Annotated in this window: 18 protein-coding genes; 13 read left to right on the forward strand and 5 right to left on the reverse strand. The window is 71.9% G+C overall.

All coding sequences use genetic code 11. The features are described 5' to 3' along the window. Positions 1-17: 17 nt before the first annotated feature. Positions 18-1820, reverse strand: a complete 1803-nt coding sequence (locus ACFTWP_RS24730; protein ID WP_380266929.1) for a high frequency lysogenization protein HflD — start codon at positions 1818-1820, stop codon at positions 18-20. A gap of 433 nt (positions 1821-2253) precedes the next feature. On the opposite strand from ACFTWP_RS24730, the gene ACFTWP_RS24735 reads away from it, so the two are divergent. The 3 genes from ACFTWP_RS24735 to ACFTWP_RS24745 all read left to right on the forward strand — a co-directional run bounded on the left by ACFTWP_RS24735 (position 2254) and on the right by ACFTWP_RS24745 (position 6422). Further along, positions 2254-3339, forward strand: coding sequence for a HoxN/HupN/NixA family nickel/cobalt transporter (locus ACFTWP_RS24735; protein ID WP_380266996.1), 1086 nt, complete (start codon positions 2254-2256; stop codon positions 3337-3339). Between the two features lie 295 nt (positions 3340-3634). Then, positions 3635-5017 carry a DUF4331 domain-containing protein gene (locus tag ACFTWP_RS24740; RefSeq protein ID WP_380266930.1) on the forward strand — a complete coding sequence of 461 codons (1383 nt, stop codon included), beginning with the start codon at positions 3635-3637 and terminating at the stop codon, positions 5015-5017. Between the two features lie 85 nt (positions 5018-5102). Beyond that, a complete protein-coding gene (locus ACFTWP_RS24745; RefSeq protein WP_380266931.1) occupies positions 5103-6422 on the forward strand; it encodes a tetratricopeptide repeat protein in 1320 nt (439 codons plus the stop codon). Between the two features lie 176 nt (positions 6423-6598). Here ACFTWP_RS24745 and ACFTWP_RS24750 read toward each other — a convergent pair whose 3' ends face one another. The 4 genes from ACFTWP_RS24750 to ACFTWP_RS24765 all read right to left on the reverse strand — a co-directional run bounded on the left by ACFTWP_RS24750 (position 6599) and on the right by ACFTWP_RS24765 (position 13550). Further along, positions 6599-8050: a LuxR C-terminal-related transcriptional regulator gene (locus ACFTWP_RS24750; RefSeq protein ID WP_380266932.1), complete on the reverse strand. Its 1452-nt coding sequence runs from the start codon at positions 8048-8050 to the stop codon at positions 6599-6601. After that, positions 8051-9421 carry an AAA family ATPase gene (locus tag ACFTWP_RS24755; RefSeq protein WP_380266933.1) on the reverse strand — a complete coding sequence of 457 codons (1371 nt, stop codon included), beginning with the start codon at positions 9419-9421 and terminating at the stop codon, positions 8051-8053. It lies immediately after the preceding gene. A gap of 100 nt (positions 9422-9521) precedes the next feature. Further along, complete coding sequence (locus tag ACFTWP_RS24760; protein WP_380266935.1) at positions 9522-12302, reverse strand: ATP-binding protein; 2781 nt, start codon at positions 12300-12302, stop codon at positions 9522-9524. A 288-nt stretch (positions 12303-12590) separates the two neighbouring features. Beyond that, positions 12591-13550: a helix-turn-helix domain-containing protein gene (locus ACFTWP_RS24765; protein ID WP_380266936.1), complete on the reverse strand. Its 960-nt coding sequence runs from the start codon at positions 13548-13550 to the stop codon at positions 12591-12593. Between the two features lie 285 nt (positions 13551-13835). On the opposite strand from ACFTWP_RS24765, the gene ACFTWP_RS24770 reads away from it, so the two are divergent. From ACFTWP_RS24770 to ACFTWP_RS24815, 10 genes are all read left to right on the forward strand, one after another. Continuing rightward, the gene (locus ACFTWP_RS24770; protein WP_380266937.1) at positions 13836-14657 is read left to right on the forward strand and encodes an alpha/beta fold hydrolase; all 822 of its coding nucleotides are present in this window, start codon (positions 13836-13838) and stop codon (positions 14655-14657) included. Positions 14658-14816: 159 nt separating this feature from the next. Next, a complete protein-coding gene (locus tag ACFTWP_RS24775; protein WP_380266938.1) occupies positions 14817-15674 on the forward strand; it encodes an alpha/beta hydrolase in 858 nt (285 codons plus the stop codon). A 52-nt stretch (positions 15675-15726) separates the two neighbouring features. Then, positions 15727-16560 carry an alpha/beta fold hydrolase gene (locus ACFTWP_RS24780; RefSeq protein ID WP_380266939.1) on the forward strand — a complete coding sequence of 278 codons (834 nt, stop codon included), beginning with the start codon at positions 15727-15729 and terminating at the stop codon, positions 16558-16560. Positions 16561-16640: 80 nt separating this feature from the next. After that, positions 16641-17114, forward strand: coding sequence for a Dps family protein (locus tag ACFTWP_RS24785; RefSeq protein WP_380266940.1), 474 nt, complete (start codon positions 16641-16643; stop codon positions 17112-17114). A 66-nt stretch (positions 17115-17180) separates the two neighbouring features. After that, positions 17181-17924 (forward strand): MBL fold metallo-hydrolase, encoded by a 744-nt coding sequence (locus tag ACFTWP_RS24790; protein ID WP_380266941.1) that lies wholly within the window; start codon positions 17181-17183, stop codon positions 17922-17924. Positions 17925-18332: 408 nt separating this feature from the next. After that, complete coding sequence (locus tag ACFTWP_RS24795) at positions 18333-19049, forward strand: GntR family transcriptional regulator (RefSeq protein WP_380266942.1); 717 nt, start codon at positions 18333-18335, stop codon at positions 19047-19049. 95 nt (positions 19050-19144) lie between these two features. Further along, the gene (locus ACFTWP_RS24800) at positions 19145-20446 is read left to right on the forward strand and encodes an MFS transporter (protein WP_380266943.1); all 1302 of its coding nucleotides are present in this window, start codon (positions 19145-19147) and stop codon (positions 20444-20446) included. Between the two features lie 51 nt (positions 20447-20497). Further along, positions 20498-21859 (forward strand): acyclic terpene utilization AtuA family protein, encoded by a 1362-nt coding sequence (locus tag ACFTWP_RS24805; RefSeq protein WP_380266944.1) that lies wholly within the window; start codon positions 20498-20500, stop codon positions 21857-21859. 4 nt (positions 21860-21863) lie between these two features. After that, on the forward strand, positions 21864-22181 hold the full coding sequence (locus ACFTWP_RS24810; RefSeq protein ID WP_380266945.1) for a DUF4387 domain-containing protein: 318 nt from the start codon (positions 21864-21866) through the stop codon (positions 22179-22181). 94 nt (positions 22182-22275) lie between these two features. Beyond that, positions 22276-23148 carry a poly(aspartic acid) hydrolase gene (locus tag ACFTWP_RS24815; protein ID WP_380266946.1) on the forward strand — a complete coding sequence of 291 codons (873 nt, stop codon included), beginning with the start codon at positions 22276-22278 and terminating at the stop codon, positions 23146-23148. Positions 23149-25057: the final 1909 nt, after the last annotated feature.

Genomic DNA, 25057 nt, shown 5'->3' on the forward strand with positions numbered 1-25057 from the left:
CGGGTGCGGGCTGGTGTTCACAGGGTGGCGGGCAGGCTGCGGACGACGAGTCCGAGCCCGACGGTCAGGATCAGCAAGGCAGTCAGCAGGCTGCTGTACGGGGCGATCCGGCGCAGCCGTCCGACGATCGGGCCGTCCGCTGCCGTTGACAGCCGCGTGCCGAGCCGGACCAGGAGCAGGCCGACGGCGGTCAGGGTGGCCGCCATACCGAGGCCGTAGGCGACCACCAAGGCCGCGCCGAAGAGCGTGCGGCCGAGTGCGACGGCGCCCAGCAGGACCACCAGGGCGGACGGGCTGGGGACCAGGCCACCGGCGATCCCGAGGCCGATCAGGCCGCGGCGGCTCGGAGCGGCCGGGTCGTGGTGGTGATGGTGGCGCCCGCCGAACAGGCCGTGCGTGTGACCATGGTCGTGGTCGTGCCCGTCCTGCTCGTGGCCGTGGTGGTCGTGCGGGTGCAGGTGGTCGCGGTGCTCGTCGTCGTGGTCGTGCCGGTGGTGGGCGTGTCCGTCGTGGTCGTGCCCGTCGTGGTCGTGCGGGATCAGGTGATCGCCGTGCTCGTGGTCGTGGTCGTCGTGGTCGTGGCCGTGGTGATCGTGGCCGTCGTGATCGTGGCCATGGTGATCGTGCGGGAGCAGATGATCGCCGTGGTCGTGGTGAGCGTCCGGGGCGGGCGTTGCCGTCGCGTGCGCGAGCTGCCTGACGGGCTCGTGCTCAGGGTGAATGAGCTGGAGGTGCTTGTGCCTTCGGGCTCCGCGGGAGCGCCGCGCCGCATCCCGCAGCAGGCCGGCCCCCACTGCGGCGACGAGGGCGCCACTGAGCACGCCGAGCCAGCCGAGCAGTCGGTCGCCGGCCAGCGAGGAGAACGCGGTCAGGCACAGGCCGATGACGAGGACACCGGCGGTGTGGGTCACCGTGACGGTGGCTCCGACGGTCACCGCGTCGCGGGTGCTGCCGCGGCGGCCCGCCAGGTAGGCCGCCATCACGGTCTTGCCGTGCCCGGGCAGCAGCGCGTGCCCGGCGCCCAGCACGATCGAGAGGAGCACCGCCAGCAGGCCCAGCGGGAGGGTGAGGTGCTGGGCGGCGCCGAGCTCGGCAAGGCGGGCGTCGAGGCTGCCGAGCCAGGCGGTGGGCCCGGAGGCGGCCGCCGTCACCGTCGTTCCCTGGACGATTGCGGCGCCGGCGCCGGGCCGCGCGCGGAACCGGGCGCGGGTGACGCCGCTGGGGCTGTCGAGCAGGTCGCGCGGGTAGTCGCGCAGTTCCTGGGAGAGGGACCGGGCCGGGACGTCCGTGTCGTCGACGGTGGTGCCGTCGCCCCGGGCGGTGATCTCGTTCCACCCGACCCGGCTCGGGTCGCTGCCACTGGCGACGCGCAGGACGGTGCCGCCGGCCGGGATGCGAAGGTCCGCCCGCAGGCGGCACTCCAGGCGGCTGGTGCGCAGGCCCGCCGCGCCGCCCTCGTAGCGGAACTGCGCGGAGTCGGTGCTCCAGCGCAGCGGCCCGGGCGCCTGGTCGGTCGTCACCTGGAGGCGCTGCGCGGTCTGCGTGCACTGCTCCGCGGCCCAGTCGGCGCGCTCCGCGTCGTCGACGCTGCCGTCGCCGTTGCGGTCCACCTTCGACTGCTCCTGGAGGGTGGGGATCTCGGCGGCGTCGGTGACGGCGAGCACGTCGAGGGTGTCCGGGTGGACGGTGAAGCCGAGGTAGTGATTGAGGGAGAAGTTCCCCAGAGGATGGGCGCCGGCGGCAGGTGCGGCGAGACCGAGCAGGAGCAACGCGCCCGAGGCCGCCACACCTGTCCGGACGAGGAATCGTGGGACCGGCACGCTGGGCCTCCAGGAACGGGACCGGCCGCCGCGGCGGCGAAGCCGGGCCCGGCAGGAAGGGGAAGAGGCCGAGAGGGCCCACATCACCTTCGGGGCTGACCGCCGCGAAGAGCGGCCACCATTCCGGTCCGGCCAGGAGATCACCCGCACAGAGCAGCGCCGTAGGACTCCAGTTCCCACGGCTCGAACTGGTGCTCCCTGAACAGTGGTCCCTTTCGGTGGAGGCATCGGCAGGGCGCCGGCGACGCACCTCCTCGCGCCCCTGGCGCGCCCCGTGACACAACGCCTTGTTGCAGACATAGTGCAAGTACGAGATCGATGCGTTGAACACGGCGCTTCGGCCGTAGATGCAGGAAGGACGCCCATGGCCTCCTCATCCGTAGCCCCCTCCCCCAACCCGCCGAGACCTGCCCGGGCGACCGCAGCGGCCTCGATCACCCGTCAGGAGTGGCGGCGCCTTGCGGGAATGGCCGGCTTCATCGTCGCCCTGCACGTCGTCGGCTGGGTCACCCTCGTCGCGGTCGTCGCGCCCGAGCACCACACCGTCGGCACCAAGGGCTTCGGCATCGGGATCGGCGTCACCGCCTACACCCTCGGCATGCGGCACGCCTTCGACGCCGACCACATCGCCGCCATCGACAACACCACCCGCAAACTCATGGAGCGGCGCGAGCGCCCCCTTTCCGTGGGCTTCTGGTTCTCCCTCGGACACTCCTCCGTCGTGTTCGCGCTCGCGGTGCTGCTCTCCTTCGGTGTGAAGTCCCTGGCCGGCCCCCTCCAGGACGACGCCTCCGGCCTCCACCAGATGACCAGCCTGATCGGCACCGCCGTCTCCGGCTCCTTCCTGTACCTCATCGCGATCGTCAACCTCGTCGTCCTGGCCGGGATCTGGAAGGTCTTCCGGCGCATGCGGGCCGGGCACCTCGACGAGGCCGCGCTGGAGGAACAGCTCGACAGGCGCGGCCTGATGAACCGCCTCCTGGGCCGGGTGACGAGGTCGGTCAGCAAGCCGTGGCAGATGTACCCGCTGGGCATGCTGTTCGGGCTCGGGTTCGACACCGCGACGGAGATCGCCCTGCTGGTCCTGGCGGGCTCCGGGGCCGCGTCCGGACTGCCCTGGTACGCCATCCTGTGCCTGCCCGTGCTGTTCGCCGCCGGAATGTGCCTGCTGGACACCGTCGACGGCTCGTTCATGAACTTCGCCTACGGCTGGGCGTTCTCCAAACCGGTCCGCAAGATCTACTACAACCTCACCATCACCGGCCTGTCGGTCGCCGTGGCCCTCATCATCGGCACCGTCGAGCTGCTCGGCCTGCTCGCCGACAAGCTCCACCTGCACGGCGCGTTCTGGGACTGGGTGTCCGGGCTGGACCTCAACACGGTCGGCTTCGTGATCGTCGGCCTCTTCCTCGCCACCTGGGTCGTCGCGCTCACGGTGTGGAAGCTCGCCCGGATCGAGCAGAAGTGGAGCCTTCCCACCTCCGTCGGTGCTGCACCGGTGGCCGCCAACGAGGGCTGACGCCGTGAAAGTCCGGTGGCCGTCGAAGCGCACGTGGGGTGACGTGCGGCCGGGCGGGTGACAACGCTGGTCCATGGGAGTGAGGCGACCAGACCGCGCCCGCCCTGCTGACGAAGTCGGCTCGGGATCCGGTCCACAGTGCCGAGTGCGGCTGCTCAGCCGGATCACGCCCCGCGGCCCTCCGGCCCGGGGCGGACACCACTCGTCACGGAAGCGGGACCCCACCCTCATGATCGTCACGCGCCGACCTGCCCGATCGAGCTCCCCCGCCCGCACCGCGGCGATCCTCACCGCCATGAGCCTGGCCGTGGCCGGCACCGCGGTCCTCGGCTCCGGAGCCGGCGTCAGCACCGCCTCCAGCCACCGCGAGGCACCGCTGATCGCCGCGGACCCGCAGGTCGACAACACCGACGTGTACGCCTTCACCAGCCCCGACCAGCAGGACAGCGTCACCCTGGTCGCCAACTGGCTCCCGTTCCAGGAGCCCAACGGCGGTCCGAACTTCTACCCCTGGGCCGACGGCGCCCACTACGACATCAACATCGACTCCCAGGGCACCGGCAAGCCCGACCTCACCTACCGCTGGACCTTCCACACCGAGGACCAGCGCGGCACCAACACCTTCCTCTACAACAACGGGGTGGTGAACAACCTCACCGACCCGACCCTGCTGTTCCGCCAGTACTACACGCTCCAGGAACTCCGCCCCGGCTGCGACCCGGTCACCCTCGTCGAGCACGGCACCGCCGCGCCGTCCGACACCGGCCGCGCCTCGATGCCCAACTACGCCGGCCTCCGCCAGCAGGCCACCGTCCAACTCCCGGGCGGCGGGCAGACCGTGGCGACCCAGGCGGCCGACCCGTTCTTCCTCGACCTGCGGGTCTTCGACCTGCTCTACGGCGGCAACCTCTCCGAGGTCGGCCAGAACACCCTCGCCGGATACAACGTCAACACCCTCTCCATCCAAGTCCCCAAGAGCCGCCTCGCCTACAAGGGCGACGCCACCCGCAACCCCGTCATCGGCGTGTGGTCCAGCACCGAGAAGCAGACCCTCAAGCTCAGCCCCGGCAAGGCCACCCCCTCCGGCAAGTTCGTCCAGGTCTCCCGCCTCGGCAACCCGCTGGTCAACGAGGTCGTCCTGCCCGCCGGACTCAAGGACGCCTTCAACTCCCTCCCGCCGTCCGAGGACCACAACCAGCCCGCCGTGGTCAACAAGGTCCTCAACCCGGAGGTGCCGCAGCTCATCCAGGCGATCTACGGCCTCCCTGCCCCGGCCACCCCGCGCACCGACCTTCAGGAGATCTTCCTCACCGGCATCGCCAAGGCCACCGGCGGCCCCTACCAGGTCGACCTCAACTCGCAGCTCCTCAACAAGGACATCGACCCCAACTGCTTCGTGCCCGCGGAGGAGCTGCGGCTCAACATGTCCACCCCGGTCACCCCCAACCCCAACCGTCTCGGCGTCCTGGCCGGTGACTTCCAGGGCTTCCCCAACGGCCGCCGCCTGACCGACGACGTCGTCGACATCGCCCTGCAGGTCATGGAGGGCGCCACCCCCGGCAACCTGATCCCCGCCCTCGCCGCCGGCGACCAGGTCAACACCGCCGACAAGCCGTTCGGCACCACCTTCCCGTACGTGGCGCTGCCGTACGACAAGGCCGTCAACCAGCCCAACTAGCAGACACCGCTGTGCGGGTGGACGGCGTGATCCCGTCGGCCACCCGCACACCTGATGCTTCCCGCCGAACGACCGAGGGGCTTTCATGCGCCGCCTGCCACTGTTGCTCAGCACTGTCGCCCTGTGCGGCGCACTGGCCGCCTTCGGTGCCCTGGGCCGTGGCGGCCCCGATGCCCACGAGCCCTCGGCGGACGCCGCCCGGCGCCCGGGCACCCCGTCGCTCTCCGACGGTTCGCTGGCCCGGGCGATCGCGGCCGACCAGCAGCGGCTACGACAACTGCCCGACGACGCGCCGGGGTGGGCCCGCCTCGGCGCCGAGTACGTCGAACAGGCCAGACTCACCGCGGACCCGTCCTACTACCCCAAGGCCGAGGAGGCCCTGAACCGCTCGATGACGCTGGCCCCGCAATCCAACGCCGACGCCCTCACCGGCCTCGGCGCCCTCGCCAACGCCCGCCACCTCTTCGGCCAGGCACGGGACTTCGCCGACCAGGCCATCACCGCCTCCCCGGCGCACTGGCCGGCCTACGCCGTCCTCGCCGACGCCCGCACCCAACTCGGCGACGACACCGGCGCCACCGACGCCGTCCAGCAACTCCTCGACCGCCGACCCGGCACGGCGTCCTTCACCCGCGCCGCCTACGACCTCGAACAGCACGGCCGCACCGACGACGCACGGGCCGCACTGCGCCAAGCCCTCGACGACGCCTACGACCCCGCCGACAAGGCCTTCTGCCAGTACCAGATCGCCGAACTCGACCGGAACTCAGGCCACACCCTCGACGCACTCACCGGCTACCGGGCAGCACTGAACACCGACCCGTCGTACACCCCGGCCCTGGCGGGCCAGGCCCGCGCCGAAGCCGGGCTCGGCCGCACCGACGATGCCGTGCAGGACTACACCGCCGCCATCGCCCGCGTCCCACTCCCCCAATACCTGCTCGAACTCGGCGAACTCCACGAATCCCTCGGCCACCGCACGGCCGCCCAGGAGCAGTACCGCCTGCTCACCGCCGAACAGCGACTCGCCGCCGCCAACGGCGTCGTCGACGACCTCACCCTCGGCCAGTACCAAGCCGACCACGGCGACCCCGCCGAAGCCGTCCACCTCCTGCGCGCCGAATGGGACCGCCGACAGAACGTCCTCGTCGCCGACGCCCTCGCCTGGGCCCTGCACCGCACCGGCGCCGACACCGAAGCCCTCCCCCTCGCCCACCAGGCCCAGGCCCACGGCTGGCACAACGCCCTCTTCGACTACCACCTCGGTGAAATCGAACGCAGCCTTGGCCAGGTCGTAGAGGCCCGCAACCACCTCGACCGCGCACTCACCACCGATCCCGCCTTCAGTCCCCTCCACGCACCCCTGGCCCGCACCGACCTGGCAACCCTCGCCAACCAGCCCTGAGGCGGCCCACACCCGCCAGGCGCGGCTACCACCGGGTCGTACCGCCCGGTGGCCTCGCGCGGTGTGCCGGGTGGTGGCTCGCCGGCCCCTCGGACGAGGGCCGGTTCGCGGGCAGCTGGTGTGCGCCTTTCCGCCCGTGCACGCGGAAGGCTGCCCGGTGCTGACCGGTGACCGATTCAGCTCGCGGTGGGCCCGCCCGGCGGCGAGGCGGGGAAGGTGGTGCGCAGGGCTTCACCGAGCTGGGTCCGGGTGGTGATTCCGAGCTTGGGGAAGATCCGGTAGAGGTGGGAGCCGACGGTGCGGTGGGAGAGGAAGAGCTGCTGCCCGATCTGGCGGTTGGTCAGACCGGCGGCCGCCATGGTGGCGATCTGGAGCTCCTGAGCGCTGAGCTGCTCGCGGGCGGCGGGACTGCGCTGCCGGCTGTCCTCGCCCGCCGCCCTGAGCAGCTGGCGGGCGACGCTGCTCCAGTGCGGCGACCCGAGGGCGTCGAAAATGTCGCGGGCCTGGCGCAGGGGTACGCGTGAGTCCGCGGGCCGGTGCAGGCGGCGCAGCAGGCGTCCTTGGGCGAGGAGGAGGCGGGCCCGGTACAGGGGCCAGTGGCCTGATTCCTGGGTGAGGGCTTCCTTGATACGGAGTTCGGCGTCGTCGTCGGGGGCGAGGACGGCCTGGGCGTAGTGCAGGCACATCAGGTTCATGGGAGAGGGGAGGCTGCCGGCGAAGGTGTCGAGCCCGGTGAGGATGCGACGTGCCTCGCTCTGGCGACCGGTGTGGGCGGCGGCATCGGCGAGGTCGGGGGCGGTCCACCAACGCATGTCGTGGTGGGTGTCGTCGGTGGGGTCGAAGGCGTTTCGCAGGAGGTCGAACGCTTCGTCGGGGCGGCCGGCCGCGATCGCCGCGACGCCGCGCACCTGCTGGATGCTGACCAGCAGGAAGCGGATCCCGGTCACGTGGGGGCTGCTGCGGGCCTGCAGCGCGAGGGCTTCTGCGAGGTCGTGCTCGCCGCGAAGGGCGGCGAGCATGGCCAGGTTGGTGGTGGCGGACACGGCCCAGAACTGTTCGCCGGTCTCTTCGGCGAGGGTGGCGGCTTCTTCGCTCTCGGTGCGGACGCGGTCCCATTCGCCGGTCCACAGGCGCCCCCAGTTGCCGGCGCCCAGGGTACGGGCCAGCAGCGCCAGGCGGCCCTGGGAGCGGCAGCTCTCGGCGGCGGTGGCCATGTAGGAGGAGGCGGTGTGGAAGTCACCGAGGATCAGGGCCGTGCTTCCGAGGAACCGCATGACGTCGGGGTCGGAGCGGTCCGGTGTCACCTGAGCCATCCGGGCGAGGGCAGTGGCGCCGTGGGTCTCTGGGAGGGCGTAGGCGCGTACGGCGAGCAGGCGCGGGTCCTCGGGCGGCAGGCCGAGCGGGTCGGCAGCGGCGGCGACGCCCTCGCGCAGGCGCGGCGAGAGGTTTCCCCACCAGCAGCGGGAGGCGGCCCGCCAGAGCAGGTGGACGGCCAGGTCGGTGTCGCCGGAGCGGTGTGCCTGCTCCGAGGCCTGCAGCAGGGTGTGGACCCGGGCCTCGTCATGGATCGGGCCGGGGGCTGTGACCTCCCGGACGGCGGCGAGCCGGGCGTGCTCGGCCGGCCCCATCTACGCCGGGTCAGTCCTATCGGCGAGGCCGACGGCGACCTGGCGGCGGCCGAGTTCGCCGGCGAGTTCCGCGGCGCCGAGCAGGAGAGAGGTGCGGCGCGGCGGCAGGGCGGTCAGCGCGGAGGCCTGTCCCAGGGCGTCGACCGCGGCGGCGACACCGCCGCGGGCCCGGGCGCGGGCGGCGAACTCCTCAAGGAGGGTGACCACCCCTTCGTCGGTGCCGAGGGTGGCGGCGGCCCGTTGCCAGACGTGCCGGTCCGGGTCGTCGGCCAGCACGGTGGACAGGGCGGCATGGACGGCGAGCCGCTCGACGAGGCCCGCCCTGGCGTAGACGGCGGAGCGGATCAGCGGATGGCGGAACCGGACCCGGAGGGTTTCGGGATGCACGAGGCCCTCGTCGACGGCGGGTTGGAGCGCGTGGGCTCCGACCGGGGCGCCCTCGACGATGCCTGCGGCCCTGAGGAGTTGTCCGAGCTCGCAGCCGCTCTCGGCGGCCGCTGCCAGCAGCAGGGTCCTGGTCGCCCGAGGCAGCGTGGTGGCGCGGGCGCTGAACGCCCGTTCCAGGCGTTCGGTGAGGGGGACGAGTTCGGGCAGCCGTCCCGCCCCGTCGTCGTCGGCCAGGGCCCGGGGCAGTTCCACCAACGCCAGCGGGTTGCCGGCGGCCTGGGCGAGGACGAGGGCCCGGGCGGCGGGTGCGAGTCGGGGGGAGCAGCTGTCCAGCAGCGCGCCGGCGTCGTCGTCCTCAAGAGCCCGCAGCCGCAGGTGTTCGTGGTCGGCGCCGCTGTGAGGGTCGGGTGTCTCGGTGCGGGAGGCGGTCAGGACGACGACCGGGTCCGCGCCGAGGCGGCGGGCGACGAAGGCCAGGACGTCCTGGGTCGGCCGGTCCAGCCAGTGCGTGTCGTCGGCGATCAGGAGCACCGGGGTGCGTCCGGCGGCTTCCGAGAGGAGTTCGAGGGTGGCCAGCGCGATGCCGAACAGGTCCGGGGCGGTGTCCTCCAGACCGAATGCGGCGCGCAGGGCGTGCCGTTGTTTCGGCTCCAGCCTGACGGCGTCGGCGCGCAGCGGCAGCAGGAGTTGGTGCAGTCCGGCGAACGGCAGGTGGCTCTCGGACTCGACGCCCAGGGCGCTCAGGACGGTCATCGCGCGACGCCGTGCGCTGCGGTCGGCGGCGGCGAGCAGGGTCGACTTGCCCAGGCCTGCTCCACCGCTGATGGACAGGGCACCTCCCCGGCCGTGTCGAGCCTGGTCCAGCAGGTGTTCCAGGAGTGCGAGGTCGTTCTCCCGGCCGTACAGGGTCTTGGTGGCGAGAGCCGTCGGTGTCGTGGGCGGGCCGGGCGGCCGTGCGTGGGTGATCGATTCGAGGTCGGGCAAGGATTCACCACCGGGGAGCAGGGGGCGGGCAGGTGGGCGAAGCCCTCTCGTCCATCCTGGGCCGCTGGTCGGCGGGGTGCTTAGGTCATCTGACCGGTCATCACGCCAGGCCTCCCGGGTGTCCGGTTCGTACCTGTTCGTCGAGGGCTCTGCGCAGCTGGGAGCGGGCGGTGACGCCCAGCTTCGGGAAGACCTGGTACAGGTGGAATCCGATGGTGCGCGGTGACAGCAGGAGCCGCTCGCCGATCTCCCGGTTGCTCAGGCCTTCGGCCGCGAGCCGGGCGATCTGGAGTTGCTGCGCGGTGAGGCCCGCTCCTCCCTGTTCGTGTGGGCCGTCGGTGTGCTGCGGGGTCACGCCGCAGGCCCGCAACTCGGCGGCGCACCGGGCCGCCCACGGCTTGGCCCCGAGCCGCTCGAAGACGGCCAGCGCGCCGGCCAGCACGGGGCGGGCGTCGTTCACGCGGCGGCGTCGGCGCAGCCATTCCCCGTACTCCAGCCGCGCCTTGGCCCGCTCGAACGGCCATGGATCGCCGGCCGGATCGAGGGCGGCAAGGAAGTGCTCCTCGGCGTCCTCCGGGCCGGACAGCAGCGCGCGTGCCCGGCGCAGCAGGAGACCCAGGCGCATGCTCGTGCCTCCTTGGAGGCGATCCTCGACCGCCTCCAGCAAGGACAGGGTTTCGCGCCGGCGGTCCACCCGGGCCGCGGCGGCCGCGAGGTCGGCGACGGCGTAGAAGGAGGCGTGGTAGTGCAGCGGTGTGGCGTCGGCGTCGCCTGCGAACAGTCCGCGCAGTTGCTCCCACGCGCCCGGGTGGTCGCCGTCCGCTGTTGCCGCGCTCGCCAGGACGAGACGGGCGCGCACCGCCATGGCACGGGTCTGTGTCGGTTCGATCCCGGCCATGGCCTGCGCGAGTCTGGTCCGTGCCCGCGCGGTGTCGCCCTGTACCGCGTCCAAGGCCGCGACCAGCGACCAGGAGCTGGCAGCCGCCATCTCCAGGCCGCCCACCCGCGCGACCCGGTAGGCCTCGGTGCAGGTCGACCGGGCGGCCTGCCACGCCCCGCTCTCGTACTGCACCAGCCCCAGGGCGGCGGACAGTGTCGCGTTGGCGCCCGTCGTGGTGACGCGTTGCAGGTGTTCCTGTGCCTGACCGAGCAGGTGCAGGGAGGTGTGCGTTTCGTCGAGGATCCACGCGCCGGCTCCCAGCAGGATCAGGTGCGGCAGGCTGGGCTCCTGCTCGGCGGCGCCTTCTGCCAGCAGCCGCAGGTACTGCGGCCGGTCACCGAAGGGGTCACAGCCCGCCTGGGCCCACAGGCGGTCCGCCGCCCGGCCGGGGAGTGCGGCGATCATGGCGGCCAGTCGCAGGCTCTCATCGCGTGAGCGGGGGTCGCCGCTGTTGTAGATGACGGTGGCCGCTGTGCTCAGCGCGGCGAGCGCGTCCCGCGGGTCGCGGGTGAGTACGGCGGCGGCGGCCGGCAGCAGGAAGCCGAGCGAGGCGCTGTGGCGGGTGGTGACGGCCAGCGCCCATCCGGCCCGGATGGACGCCGCGCTCAGTGACTGCGGGTCGTCGGTGCTCGCCACGGCCTCGGTGGTGATGGCGGCGACCTCGTCCGGCAGGCCCGCGAACATCGCGAGCTCGGCGGCCTCCAGCAGCCTGAGAGTGCGCAGTGGCGCCTCCCGGGTCAGTTCCGCCGCGCGCCTCATCGCGTCCGCGGCCCCCTGGTACCCACCTCGCCGGCGGGCCCGCTCGGCTGTTGCCACCAAGTCCTGCGCGATCTCCTCGTCGGGTCCCAGTGCCGCTGCCGAGCGGTGCCATGCCTGCCTGTCGGGGCTGCCCCCGAGTGCCGCCGCCAGCGCGAGGTGGGCCTTGCGGCGGGCCGCGAACGGCGCCGCCTGGTAGACGGCCGAGCGCACCAGCGGGTGCCGGAACCGCACCCGGCCGTCCTCGACGGTCACCAGGCCGGCCTCCTCCGCGGCCTGCCAGACCTCAAGCCCCAACGGGTCGTCAGCGCCTGCCGCGCAGAGGTGCACCGCGGTCAGCACCGCTGCCCGGTCCGGCTCGCCGGCGGCCGCGGCGACCAGCAGCGCCTGCCGGGTGGTCGCGTCGAGGCCGGGCAGCCGCTCCCCGTGGATCCGCTTCAGTGCGGGTGTCAGGGGCAGCAGACCGGTCGGTTCAAGGCGGGTTTGCGCTGTGCCGTCGGTCACCGCCCGGGCCAGTTCGAGCAGTGCCAGCGGATTGCCTGCGGCCTGCTGGAGGACGAGGGTGCGCTGCGCCGGGGTCGGTCGCTGTGGAAGTGAGTCCAGCAGTGCGCCCGCCGCGACGTCGTCGAGTTCCCGCAGGTGCAGGGAGGTCAGGTGGGCCTCGGCCGCCAGGGAGGCGCTGCCGTGGCTGCGGGGGCGGCTCGCGGTCAGCAGCAGGAGGGGCACCCGTTCGATCCGGCGGGCGACGAACGCCAGTACGTCCGCCGTCGGGTCGTCGATCCACTGCCGGTCGTCGACGACGGCGACCAGGGGTGCGGAGGTGGAGGAGGCGGTCAGCAGCTCCAGGGCCGCATTCGCCACCCTGTGGTGGCCGTCCGGCCCGGTCCCTGCCTCGATGGCGGCTCGCAGCGTACGCGCGATGTCCTGGTCCGGCCGGCGGGAAGGGGACCACAGCGGCTCCAGGAGTCGGTGCAGAGCCGCGAAGGGCAGCCGGCGCTCCGGCTCGGCGCCCGCGACGCGGAGCACCGTCATGGACCGCCGCGCCGCAGAGTCCCCAACGGCGTCCAGCAGGACGGACTTGCCGGTGCCCGCGGCGCCGACCACGGCCGCAGCGGCGCCGACGCCCTGCTGCAGTCCGTCCAGCAGCCGCTCCAGGTAGACGATCTCGCCTTCGCGTCCGTACAACGCGGGCGCTCCTCCTGCGGGTTCTGCCCGGGAGGGGACGGACCGGGGCGTGGCCGATGTGAGGGGACGGTTCATGGGCTGCTCTCCGACGTGGTGCCTGTGCTGCATGCACGACCGGGGCCCGCACCGGGCGAAGGGTGTCCGGGCGGGTGACCTTGCATCGTGAGCCTAGGAACGGAAGCCGCACACCGGGCAGGTGGTGCCCGCTTTGTCGCAAACGCCGACACGGTGGGGCCAGCGCAGGGCGTGCGCCGCACGTTCAGGCCAGGCGCCGTCGTCGCAGGCCGGCTAGCCGCCCTCGGCGAGGAGGCGGCGCCACTCGCGGGGGGTGAGTCCGTACGCCGCGCGGAAGCGGCGGCCGAAGTGGGAGGGATCGGCGAAGCCCCAGGAGCGGGCGATGTCGGCGATCGGTCGGTGGCGGTGCTCGGATCGGGCCAGGTCCGCGCGGATGCCCTCCAACCGCCGGTTGATGATCCACTGCTCCAGAGTCGAGTACGGCGGCTGCACCAGCCGGTAGAGCGTCCGCAGCGAGATGCCGTGGGCGGCCGCGATCGTGGCGGGCCGCAGCAGCGGGTCGCGCAGGTGCAGGTCGATGTAGGCGTGGATCCGCACCGGGAGGGTCTCGGCGAGGGCCGGGCGCGCCTGCCGGTCGTGGTGGGCGGCGGACGCGAGCAGCGCGCGCACCAGCACGACGCTCGCCTCTCCCAGCGCGGATGCTCCGGCATCGGCCCCGAGCGCGTCCGCGTCCGCGGCCAGCCTGGCCAGGTGCTCGCGGACGAAGCCGTACAGGCTGCTCGTGTGCAGCAGCGGCGCGGCCCGGCGCACCAGGTCCACCGGCAGCCCGAGCCGCTCGTACGGTATCGACAGCGCGCTGGCGGCGCCGATCCCACTCCACGCGTAGTCGTAGGGCGCGGTCAGGTCGGACAACAGGAGGTCGCCGCGGCTCAGTTCCGCCGTGTGCGAGGCCTGGATCCGCCGGGCGCGGCCGAACTCCTGCAGGGCGATCGCCACCGTCTCGGGGGCGTCGCGGCGGATGTGGGCCGCGGTGCGGGTCATCCGCACGCCCGACCCCTCGTGGCGCCACAGGAACACCCCGCCGAAATCCCACAGGTCGATCCGCGCCCGCAGGACGGCGTCCGGATCCCAGTGCACGAGCCGGCAAGCCGGAGTGGCGATCAGCATCGCGGCGAACACCGCCTCCGCACGATCCTGGCGCGGCAGCTCCGCCGTGTCGAGTACGAGCGCCACGACCCACTCCCCTCCCACGCCCCCGGGGCTGCGCACCACCCCCGATGACCAGCGCGACCGAGGATATCGGACCGCCCGTCGGGCCTGCCGCGCCGCCGGCGGGCGGCCACCCACAGGCCGACGACTGAGCGTGCCGTCGACGACTCAACCCGCTACAGGGGAGTCGGTTGACTCAAGCTCGGACCACCTCCCGCGCAACAGACTCTGACCACCGGAACACGGCAGGCCGGGGTGGCGACACCCGGGACAGCCGGACACGTCACCCGCACGCTCAGGAGGTACACCATGCCCACCATCACCACCCGCGACGACGCCGAGATCTTCTACAAGGACTGGGGCACCGGCCGGCCGATCATCTTCAGCCACGGCTGGCCGCTGAACGCCGACGCCTGGGACAACCAGGCCCGCCTGGTCGCCTCCCACGGATTCCGCGCCGTCGCCCACGACCGGCGCGGCCACGGCCGCTCCTCCCAGACCTGGGACGGCAACCACATGGACCAGTACGCCGACGACCTCGCCGAGCTCGTCGAGCAGCTCGACCTGACCGACGCCGTCCTGGTCGGACACTCCACCGGCGGCGGCGAGGTCACCCGCTATCTGGGCCGCCACGGCAGCGCCCGCGTCTCCAAGGCCGTCCTGCTCGGCGCCGTCCCGCCGCTGATGCTGAAGACCGCCGCGAACCCCGAAGGCTCCCCCATCGAGACCTTCGACGGCATCCGCGCCGGGGTCGCCGCCGACCGCTCGCAGTTCTACCAGGACCTCAGCACCCCCTTCTACGGCGCGAACCGGGACGGCTCCACCGTCTCCCAAGGCCTGCGCGACGCCTTCTGGCTGATGAGCATGCAGGTCGGCCTCAAGGGCGCACTCGACTGCATCAAGGCCTTCTCCGAGACCGACTTCACCGAGGACCTCAAGAGCATCGACATCCCCGTCCTGGTCGCCCACGGCGACGACGACCAGATCGTCCCCATCCGGGCAGCCGCCCTGCAGAGCGTCAAGCTCCTCAAGAACGCCGTCCTGAAGACCTACCCGGGCGCGCCGCACGGCCTGGTCGGCGACTTCGAGAAGGCCTTCAACGCCGACCTGCTCGCCTTCATCGCCACCTGAGCCCAGACCTCACGAAGGCCGGCGGCGCAGGCCGCGACCGGCTGCGCAGGCCCGGCCGCGCACCCGCCAGGCCGCGCCGCCGGCCCCACGGGCGCCCCCTCGCCAACCGCTCCCCGCACATCCGCACCCTCCGGTCTCTTCGCACCTCACGGAGCAGCCATGTCCGACCCCGCACCCTTGATTCCCGCCGCGACCCTGGCCGACATCGAGCGGGCCAACGCCTCCGGGCGCACCCCCGTCGTCTTCATCCACGGCCTGTGGCTCCTGCCCGCCAGCTGGGACCGCTGGGCCGCCCTCTTCGACGCCGCCGGTTACACACCGCTGTCCCCGGGCTGGCCCGACGACCCCGACACCGTCGAGGAGGCCACCGCCCACCCCGAGGTCTTCGCGAACAAGACCGTCGGACAGGTCGCCGACCACTACAGCGCCGTCATCGCGCACCTCCGGCGCAGGCCCGCCGTCATCGGCCACTCCTTCGGCGGACTCCTCGCCCAGATCATCGCCGGGCGCGGCCTGTCCGCAGCCACCGTCGCCATCGACGCCGCCCCCTTCCGGGGCGTCCTGCCCCTGCCGATCTCGGCCCTGCGCTCCTCCCTCCCGGTACTCGGCAACCCGGCCAACCGCCACCGCGCCGTCCCGCTCACCTACGAGCAGTTCCGCTACGCCTTCGCCAACGCCGTCAGCGAGGAGGAGGCCCGCCAGCTCCACGAGACCTACGCCGTCCCCGCGCCCGGCGCGCCGCTCTTCCAGGCCGCCACGGCGAACTTCAACCCCTGGACGGAGGCGAAGGCCGACACCGACAACCCGGACCGCGGGCCGCTGCTGATCGTCTCCGGCGAACGCGACCACACCGTCCCGCACGCGATCTCGGCCGCCGCCTACAAGCGGCAGCAGCGCAACCCCGGACCCACCGAGTTCACCGAGATCCCCGGCCGCGGCCACTCGCTCACCATCGACTCCGGCTGGCGCGAAGTCGCCGAGACCGCCCTCGCCTTCATCGAACGCTTCGTCAAGTAGTCCAGCGCCAGCAAGCAACCCACCGCCGGCCCCCGATTCCCGAGGAAGACCCATGAACCCCCATGCCAGGCGCACAGCGCCCCGATCCGGCCGCGCCGCCGTCATCAGCGCCCTGCTCCTGCTCGGCCTGACCGCGGTCCCCGCCGCGGCGTCGGACAACCCGGCGCACAGCCCGACCCGGGTCAAACCCACCATCGTGCTGGAGCACGGCGCCTTCGCCGACGCCTCCGGCTGGAACGCCGTCATCCAGTCCCTGCAGAAGCGCGGCTACACCGTCCTCGCCCCGGCCAACCCGCTGCGCGGCCTGACCGGCGACACCGAGTACCTCAGGTCGTTCCTCAGCACCCTCACCGGGCCCGTGGTGCTCGTCGGCCACTCGTACGGCGGGGCCGTCATCACCGGCGCCGCCACCGGCAACCCCGCCGTCAAGGCCCTCGTCTACATCGCGGCCTACGCGCCGCAGGAGGGCGAGAGCGTCGCCCAGGCCACCGCGCTCGGCGGCGGCGCCTCCGAACTGCTCCAGCACGTGGTCGCCCGGCCATTCCCCGAAGCGGCGCCCGGCGACGCCGACGCGTACCTCGACCCCGCCTACTTCCGGCAGCTCTTCGCCCAGGACCTGCCCGCCGCGCAGGCCGCGCAGCTGGCCGCGGCGCAGCGCCCGGCGGCGTTCGCCACCCTCCTGCAGCCGGCAGCCGCCCCCGCCTGGCGCACCGTCCCGTCCTGGTACCTGGTGGCCCGCGACGACCGTGTCATCCCGCCGCAGGCGGAGCGGGCGATGGCCGCCCGCGCCCACGCCCACACCGTGGAGATCGACAGCTCCCACGCCGCGATGATCAGCCACCCCCGCGCCGTCACCGACCTCATCCTCGACGCCGCCGCCAACTGACCTGCTGCCCCACCCGTCGGGGACAGGCCCACCAAAGCCTGTCCCCGACGGTCAACCGACCCGTACGAGCGGAGCACCTCATGACGATCGTCACCGGCCCCCTTGCCGACTCCGACCAGGCAGTCGCCGCCCAGGCCCTGCAGGGCACCCTGGTTGACCTGCTCGACCTCTCACTGAACGCCAAACAGGCCCACTGGACACTCTTCGGCCCGCGATTCCGCTCCCTGCACCAGCAACTGGACGAACTGGTCACCACGACGCGCGACTTCTCAGACCTGCTGGCCGAACGCTCCGCCACCATCGGCAGCCCGCCGGACGGGCGCTCGGCCACCGTCACCGCCGCCAGCGGGCTCCCCGCCTTACCGGCCGGATGGATCAAGGACTCCACCGCCCTCGACCTCGTGACCGCCTCGATGAGCACGCTCGTCGCCCGGATGCGCCGGCGCATCGAGGTCACCGCGACGGCCGACCCGGTCACCCAGGACCTCCTCATCGCCGTCACCGGCGAACTGGAGAAACACCACTGGATGCTGCAGGTCGAACACTCGCATTGACCGCCGCGGCCACACCACGTCCCCCCGTCACCTACCCACCCCCTGCCCCGAACCGAGGAGAGCACCATGAAGATCACCATCACCCACATCGGCACCGCCACCGTCCTGCTGGAGATCGGCGGGTTCCGGCTGCTCACCGACCCGGTCTTCGACCCCGCCCCGGCGCAGTACCGGTTCGGCACCGCCACACTGAACAGCACTGCCGGCCCCGCCCTGACCATCGACCAGCTGCCGGCCATCGACGCCGTCCTGCTGAGCCACGACGAACACCCCGACAACCTGGACCATGCCGGCCGCGCACTGCTGGCCGGACGGACCGTGGTGACCACCACGAGCGGTGCCGGCCGGCTCGGCGACGGCGCCGTCGGCCTCGATCCGTGGGCGAGCCACGAGATCACCCGCGGCACGGAGAGCCTGCGTATCACCGCCACCCCTGCCCTGCACGCCGGAGACGTGATCGGCTTCGTCGTCGAGCAGCACGGCGAGCAGGAAGCGCTCTACATCTCCGGCGACACCGTCTACTTCGACGAACTCGACGAGATCGCACAGCGCTTCACCATCGACACCGCCGTCCTCCACTTCGGCGCCGCACAGGTCGACGAGATCGGTGAACTGCCGATCACCCTCGACGGCGCCCAGGGCGTGGAACTCCTCCGCTCGCTCGGCGCGAGGAACGTCGTCCCCATCCACTACACCTCTTGGGCTCACTTCTCCCAGGGCCGCGAGGACGTCAACTCCGCCTTCGATCAAGCCGGTCTCACCACCCACCTGCACTGGCTCACCCCGGGCACCCCCACCACCCTGGGCTGACCCCGCGAAGGGACCTCGCCTGTGACGTCGGATCAACTCCAGCCACCGGGCCTACGCAGGGCGTTGGAGCGCGCGGCGGACCCCATCAAAGCGGGCCGCCTTCCCTTTGAGGAACCCCGGCGAGCCATCAAGGACCCCGCCCTCAGCAAGGCCTTGATCTGGTCTTTGATAGGTCGAAGAGCACAGCACCGGGCCCGTTAATAATCTTTTCCACCAGCCCAATGAGGCCCCAGCCCTATACCGGCCATCCTGCTGGGCACCCGGTAGGCGAGCCGGGCAGCCGCGCAGGGGCCGCCGGACGGGGCCCCGTTGGTGCGCGTCGCGATGGGGGCGTTCGGCAACGCGGTGGTCATCTTCCGGCAATGAGCCTATTGACTGTTTGCTATAGCAGGATGCACTCTTGCGACCATGAGCAACGATGCACTGGGCCCCATGGAGACGGCGTCGCTGGCCGACCAGGCCTACCAGCGGCTTCGAGCGGCGGTCCGCGAGGGCTCGTTGCGTCCGGGCGAGAAGATCACCGAACGTGATCTCGCCGCCCGGCTCGGTGTGAGCCCCACGCCGGTGCGCGAGGCGCTGCGCCAGCTGGTGCACGAGAAGGTGGTGGAGCGGGTCGGGAGCCGAGCATTGCGGATCGCAGACCACTCGGCCGCCGCGCGTTCCGAGATCGTGGAGGCCGAGGTGCGGCTGTCCGCGCTGATGGCCCGGCTCGCCGCCCGCCATGCCACCGACGCCCAGCTCGCCGACCTGGCCGGAGTGCTACAGCGCGCCGACGGCGCGGTCGCGCGGATCGAGCAGGAACTGGCCGAACGCGGGCCGGGTGCCGACGTGACCGGCCGGCTCGCGGAGGTCCACCACCTGTTGCGCCACTTCCACCATCAGGTGGAGGCTTCGGTCGGCAACCCGGTCCTGGAAGGACTGTTGCAGCAGGCCCGCGCGTTCAGTGACGAGGAGCGCCTCGATCTGACCGTCAAGCTCGCCCCGGAGCGGGCCGAGGCGTTCCGCCGCCGCTACCGCGAGCACCGCGGCCTTCTCGATGCCCTGCTGGAACGGGACGAGGACCGGGCCGAGCAGCTCGCCGCACACCACCACCGCGAAGCGCTGATCCAGCTCTCCGGCAGCTGACCCCCACAAGCTCGAACGCCTGTTCACCGGTGCCGCGGGAGGCGACCGGCGCACAAGCATCCCCATTTTGCTATAGCATATGGCAAGGAGCCGCCATGATGCACAACTCTCCGTCCACCCCCGGCGGAACTCCGACCCTCACGCCGCCGGCCCCCGTCGTGCGGAACCGGATGAGCGCGAGCGCGGTCCTGTGGGTGACCCTGGCGGTCTTCGCCCAGGAGTCGGTGTGGAACTTCTACGACGCCCAGGTGCCCGAGCAACTGCGCCACTACGTCACCTCGGCCGGTGTCATCGGCCTGATCATGGGCCTGGACCACGCCTTGGGGATCTTCACCCAACCGTCCGTGGGATTCCTCTCCGACAAACTCGTCCGCCGGCGCAGGGGTCGATGGCCCATCGTGCTGATCGGCGCGTCGGCCGCCACGGTCCCGTTCGTGCTCATCCCCTGGGCCGGCAGCCTCCCGGTCCTCATGGTGTGCGTCGTGGGCTTCGCCGCGGTCGCCAACGCCTTCAAGGGCGTCACCGAGACGCTGGTCTCCGACTACGTCTCGGAGGGCAACCGCAGCAAGGCACAGGGCTTCATCAAGGCCGGCGTCAGCCTGACCATCATCATCTCGTCCCTGATCAGCCTGCTGGTCGTCGATCGCAGCCTGCGCCTGGCGTTCGCGATCCCCCCGGCCCTGATGCTGATCATGCTCGGCCTGTCCTGGTGGTTCCTCGGCCGCCGGCACGAGCAGGCCGTCCTGCCCGAGCAACCCGCCGACGTCCGCCCCGACACGGCGGACTTCGCCTCCCCCTGGGCCGTCCTCCGGGACGCGTTGCGATCCCCCTCCAGCCCCGCGCTGCTGCTGATGATCGGCATCTTCTGCTTCGCCGGCATGTGGACCGCCCTGCGGTCGCTGACCACCCCGTACGCCACCGAACTCCTCGGGCTGACCCGCGGCCAGGCCGGCGGACTCGCCCTGCCCGGCGCCGTCGCCTTCCTCGTGTGCGTGCTGCCCATCGCCTACTGGTCCGACCGGATCGGGCAACTGCGCGCCATGCGCTACGGCGTCGCCCTGTTCGTCGCCGGCCTCCTGGTCGGCTTCGCGCTCCCCACCCTCCCGGGAACGGTCGCCGCGATGGTCCTCTCCGCCCTCGGCTACGCGTCGTTCGCGGTCAACGCGCTGGTCGCGCTGTGGAACCTGGCACCCACCCAGAAGGTGCTGGGGACCTACACCGCGCTCTACACCCTCGCCTCATCCGCGGGCATGGCCCTGGGCCCGGCGATCCTCGGCACCACCATCGACCTCACGGGCTGGCGCTTCATGATGCTCAACGCCGCCGCCTTCGCCACGGTCACCTTCGCCGTCTTCACCCTCCTGGCCCGCCGAGCCCCCGACCGGAACACGGCGTGACGAACCCTCTGAACCCGCACATGAACCTGCACGGCGAAAGGCTCTGAACCCATGGAACTGCGCATCCTCGCTCCGACCGGGGCGCTGGGCGCCGGCTTCGACGCCGACGCCTTCCGGCGCGGCGTCGAAGCCCGCCCGCACGTCATCGCCTGCGACGCCGGATCCACCGACAGCGGCCCGGCCGCCCTCGGCTCCGGCACACCCAAGCTCTCCCGCCAGGCCGTGACCCGCGACCTGCGGCTGCTGCTGAAGGCCCGCGACGAGCTCGGCATCCCGCTCATCATCGGATCCTGCGGCACGAGCGGGCGCGACGTCGGGGTCGACCAGGTCGCGGAGATGGCCCGCACCATCGCCGCTCAGGAGGACCTGCACTTCAAGCTCGGCCTGATCTACTCCGACCAGCCCGCCGACCGCATCCAGGACCTGTACGACGCCGGCCGCATCCGAGCCCTGCCGAACGCGCCGGCCATCGACCGGGACCTGTTCGCCCGCAGCCACACGGTCGCCATGATGGGCGTCGAGCCGATCCAGCACGCCCTCCTGGAGGGCTGCGACGTCATCCTCGCCGGACGCGCCAGCGACACCGCTCTGTTCGCCGCCCTCCCTCACCTGCACGGCGCCGACCCGGGCCTGACCTGGCACATGGCCAAGACCATCGAATGCGGCGCCGCCTGCGCGATCCCGCCCTCCGCCAACGGCCTGCTGGTGCACCTGCGCGAAGACCACTTCGACGTCACCACCCTCGCCGACGGCAGCCGCCTCACCCCGCGCTCGGTCGCCGCCCACACCCTGTACGAGAACGCCGACCCGTTCCACATCCTGGAGCCCTCCGGGACTCTGGACACCACCGACGCCACCTACGAGGCCGTCGACGAGCGGACCGTCCGCGTACGAGGCGCCGCCTACCTGCCGGCCGACGGGTACACCAACAAGCTCGAAGGCGCCGAACTCGTCGGCTACCAGAGCGTCATCATCGGTGGGGTGCGCGACCGCCTCGTCATCGACGCCCTGCCCAAGCTCCTGCCGTTCGCCCGGCAGTACTTCGACGCGAAGATCCTCGACGTCTTCGACGGCGAGGTCGACCCCGGCACCGTCGACATCGACTACCGCCTCTACGGCGCCGGAGCCGTCCTCGACGGCACCGAACCCGACCAGCTGCTACCCCGCGAGCTCGGCGTGCTGATCACCGTCACCGCCCCCGACCAGGCCACCGCGCACGCCGTCTCCACCTTCGTCGCCCACGTCAGCAGCCACCTGCCCATCCCCGAGTACGACGGACTCGTCTCCACCCTCGCCTACCCGTACTCCCCGCCGGAGATGGACCGCGGCCCGCTCTACCGCTTCACCCTCAACCACGTCGCCACCGGCGTCACCCCCACCGAACTGTTCCGCACCACCACCGAGGAGCTGTGAGCCCATGGCCACCCTGACCGACTACTGCTCCCTGGTCCGCTCCAAGAACGCCGGACCCTTCACCCTCACCTTCGACTTCATGTGCCACGACCAAGCCGCGTACGACGCCCTGGTGGCCACCGGCTTCCTCAACGAAGGCCTCTTCGCGTCCCTCTACAACACCGACCCCGACCGGATCCTCGTCGTCAACCACCGCCACGCCCTCGCCGTCAAGGTCTCCCTGCCTCGCCCCACCGTCCAGGGCGACCTGCACGACAGCGACTGCTACGCCGGCCAGCAGTACGCCCCGCTCATGGACATGGAACTGCCCGCGTCCGCCTGACCCGTCCCGCCGGCGGGCGGCCGGAGCATCGCACCGCCTGTCCCGCCATCCCGCATCCGCACCCGCACCCGCACCCGCACCACGGAGTCGACCAATGCCCGCCGAAGCCCCCGTCTCCCCCTGGCACCTGCCCCCCGACCATCCCGCGCAGCAGTTCCTCACCGGCTCCACGCCGCTGTTCGCGCTTGCCCGTGACCCCCGTGTCTCCTACTGCCTGTACGTCCCCCGCCGCCACAGCAACACCGGCGAGCCCCGCCCGCTCGTGGTGGCCGTCCACGGCACCCACCGCTACGTCGGGCAGGTCCGTGACTCCTTCGCCGACTTCGCCGAGGAACACGACTGCGTCGTCCTCGCCCCGCTGTTCCCCGCCGGCCTGGCCGGGCCCAACGACCTGGACAGCTACAAGTTCTTCACCGAGCCGGGCCTGCGCCCCGACCTGCGGCTGCTCGACATGGTCGAGGAGGCCTCCGCGCGCTGGCACATCCGGACCGACCGTTTCCACCTGCACGGCTTCTCCGGCGGAGGGCAGTTCGCCCACCGCTTCTTCTACCTCCACCCCCACCGCCTCGCCTCCCTCTCCGTCGGCGCGCCCGGCCGCACCACCCTCCTCGACGCCTGCACCCCCTGGTGGCGTGGAACCGCCGACAGCGAAACCCTCTTCGCCGCCACTCCCGACACCACCGCCATGGCGCAGGTGCCCGTCCAGCTCGTCATCGGAGCCGACGACACCGCCATCGACGTCTGGGAGGGCGCCGAGCAGCCGGGCAGCCGCATGGACCGGATGACCGAACTGCGCGACAACTGGAACCGCCACGGCATCACCAGCCGCCTGGATGTCGTCAGCGGCGCCGGCCACAGCGCATCCGCCGTCACCCCGGCCGTACTGGCCTTCCTCGCTGACCACGTCCCCATCGTCCCCGCACCGGCAGACCCTGGGCATGGGCCTGCGGCGGGGCCGCGGCGATGACGACGAAACCGCCCGAACCGTGCTGAGCAGCCCGGAGCCGCCCCGGGAGGAGAGCGGCCCACCCACCGTACGGAGGACCGTCCCCGTGGAATTCCACCTGACCGGGTGGGCGCTGCTCGACAACCTGCTCATGGCGACTCTCGACTCCCTGCCCCCCGATGCACCCTCCAGCTCCACCGCGTCGCCCACCTGACCGTCCGGAGCACGAACCGTCACCAGACCGACCCGGCCACCACCGGTGCGGCCCCGGTCGGCACGGCGCAGACCGTCAAGGAATCGTCAGGTCGAGAGGGGTTGGAGCGTCAACCGGCCGGGCTTTGCTGGAGATCCGCAGACGCCCTCCGACCGAAATGAGCTGTGACCATGGCTGTGCTGCTCCACCGATGGGGACTGTTCGCAGTGCGGCGGCGCCGTACGGTCCTGGCCGTGTGGCTTCTGATCGTCGCCGCGATCGCCACCCTCGGGATGACCTTCGCGGGGAGCTTCGACACCGCGTCGCAGATCCCGGGATCAGCCGCGCAGAGCGCCCTGCAGAAGATGGACCGCCATTTCGCGGCCACTCAAGTACCGCCCCGACATCCTCGACGCCTTCCTCGCCGGAACCGGCCTCTCCCTCGACCTCCCGCCGCCATCACCCAAGCATGGCGTGGCCACCTGACGGACGTCACAGTTGAGGAACTGGCCGGCTGGCAGCAGAGCCTCAGCTACCGCGTCACCACGCTGCTCACCCAGGATCCCCGCCCAACCGCACAGCCGAACTGCACGCCCGCACCGCCTTCCACGGCCTGCTGGACCCAACTGTCAGACCGACTCGGTCCAAACATCGGGCTATTCTCGAGGCCATGCTGGCACCGGCATGCGCCCCGGTGTCCTGGCTCGTCGATCGCAGGGCCAGCCTCTCCAAGCCTCGGCCGCCCCGACCGTGGCTTCGAGGTCGGGGCCCTGGACGACGACCCGGTTGCCCTGGCCTTGGCCGTTGGGCGGCTGCTCGCCGGCCCCATCCGCCCGGCCGCGCCGGTGTGGGCAAGGGACTGGCTTACCATCACCGCCTATACCAAGCCGTCCGCTCCGCGAGTCTCACCGTCGACGGCGACTTCGCGGTGACCAGCTTCAACGACGTCCCGCTCTGCATGCTGCTCCAGTCGTCCCTCCAGCGTGCGCCTGCCGCTGGGCCGCCCTCGCGTGCCTCCTGGTCGAGCAGCTGATCGCCGCCGTCGAGGAGCCGGGTAGCCCGCTCGCGAGCGGCCTGCTGCTCCCGGCCGACCTGGTGATGCGCGCCAGCCCGCCGGACCACCGGGGCCTGACGTCCGGACAACGCACCCCGGGGCTGTCCGTCCGGCCGGACAGCCCCGGCGGCGCGGCCCGCGTGACGTCCTCGGTGTGCGCCTACTGGGGCGCCCGGGGCGAGGCAGAAAGTGAGGGAGCGTCGGTTTTGCGACGTATCAAGATGTTCGAAGGATCCACGGCGGGCCCGCGGGCCGGTTGACTGGTGATCGAATTCTCGGCGAGACTGGAAGCATGGTGAAGCGCCGGAATCGAGTAGGTGCACGGTCGACCTCGCGGGAGCGTGCGGGGTTCGGCGCCTGTTGTCGTCCGTCCGTCTGATTTCCCGGTCGGCCGAAGCGGCTCCGCCATCGCGGGCCGGCTGATCTCCTCCCCCCTTTCTTTAGGGGCGTGACCGCCTGTCGGGAATCGTATCGAAAGCAATCTGGAACAGACGTCTGTTCCAGAATCTTCTGCATGCGGTCGAACGTATCATTACGGTGTCCGTCGGGACGGCGGATAATCGGGCCCGAACGGGCATACGTGGACCGGCCGTCGGTCAACCATAATCATGACCGGTTACCTCGCCCCGGAATACCGGTGCCCGTAAGCCTGCGTTCCAGAGGATATACGGAGGGAAGTGTCC

Source organism: Kitasatospora sp. NPDC057015 (assembly GCF_042673745.1).
Taxonomy (GTDB): domain Bacteria; phylum Actinomycetota; class Actinomycetes; order Streptomycetales; family Streptomycetaceae; genus Kitasatospora.

What these genes read in the sequence shown, in the direction of transcription:
- ACFTWP_RS24745 (WP_380266931.1), top strand. Translation starts at nt 5,103, where the DNA reads ATGCGCCGCCTGCCACTGTTGCTCAGCACTGTCGCCCTGTGCGGCGCA.
- ACFTWP_RS24740 (WP_380266930.1), top strand. Translation starts at nt 3,635, where the DNA reads ATGAGCCTGGCCGTGGCCGGCACCGCGGTCCTCGGCTCCGGAGCCGGC.
- ACFTWP_RS24750 (WP_380266932.1), bottom strand. Translation starts at nt 8,050, where the DNA reads ATGGGGCCGGCCGAGCACGCCCGGCTCGCCGCCGTCCGGGAGGTCACA.
- ACFTWP_RS24810 (WP_380266945.1), top strand. Translation starts at nt 21,864, where the DNA reads ATGGCCACCCTGACCGACTACTGCTCCCTGGTCCGCTCCAAGAACGCC.
- ACFTWP_RS24800 (WP_380266943.1), top strand. Translation starts at nt 19,145, where the DNA reads ATGATGCACAACTCTCCGTCCACCCCCGGCGGAACTCCGACCCTCACG.
- ACFTWP_RS24815 (WP_380266946.1), top strand. Translation starts at nt 22,276, where the DNA reads ATGCCCGCCGAAGCCCCCGTCTCCCCCTGGCACCTGCCCCCCGACCAT.
- ACFTWP_RS24785 (WP_380266940.1), top strand. Translation starts at nt 16,641, where the DNA reads ATGACGATCGTCACCGGCCCCCTTGCCGACTCCGACCAGGCAGTCGCC.
- ACFTWP_RS24790 (WP_380266941.1), top strand. Translation starts at nt 17,181, where the DNA reads ATGAAGATCACCATCACCCACATCGGCACCGCCACCGTCCTGCTGGAG.
- ACFTWP_RS24795 (WP_380266942.1), top strand. Translation starts at nt 18,333, where the DNA reads ATGAGCAACGATGCACTGGGCCCCATGGAGACGGCGTCGCTGGCCGAC.
- ACFTWP_RS24770 (WP_380266937.1), top strand. Translation starts at nt 13,836, where the DNA reads ATGCCCACCATCACCACCCGCGACGACGCCGAGATCTTCTACAAGGAC.
- ACFTWP_RS24805 (WP_380266944.1), top strand. Translation starts at nt 20,498, where the DNA reads ATGGAACTGCGCATCCTCGCTCCGACCGGGGCGCTGGGCGCCGGCTTC.
- ACFTWP_RS24780 (WP_380266939.1), top strand. Translation starts at nt 15,727, where the DNA reads ATGAACCCCCATGCCAGGCGCACAGCGCCCCGATCCGGCCGCGCCGCC.
- ACFTWP_RS24775 (WP_380266938.1), top strand. Translation starts at nt 14,817, where the DNA reads ATGTCCGACCCCGCACCCTTGATTCCCGCCGCGACCCTGGCCGACATC.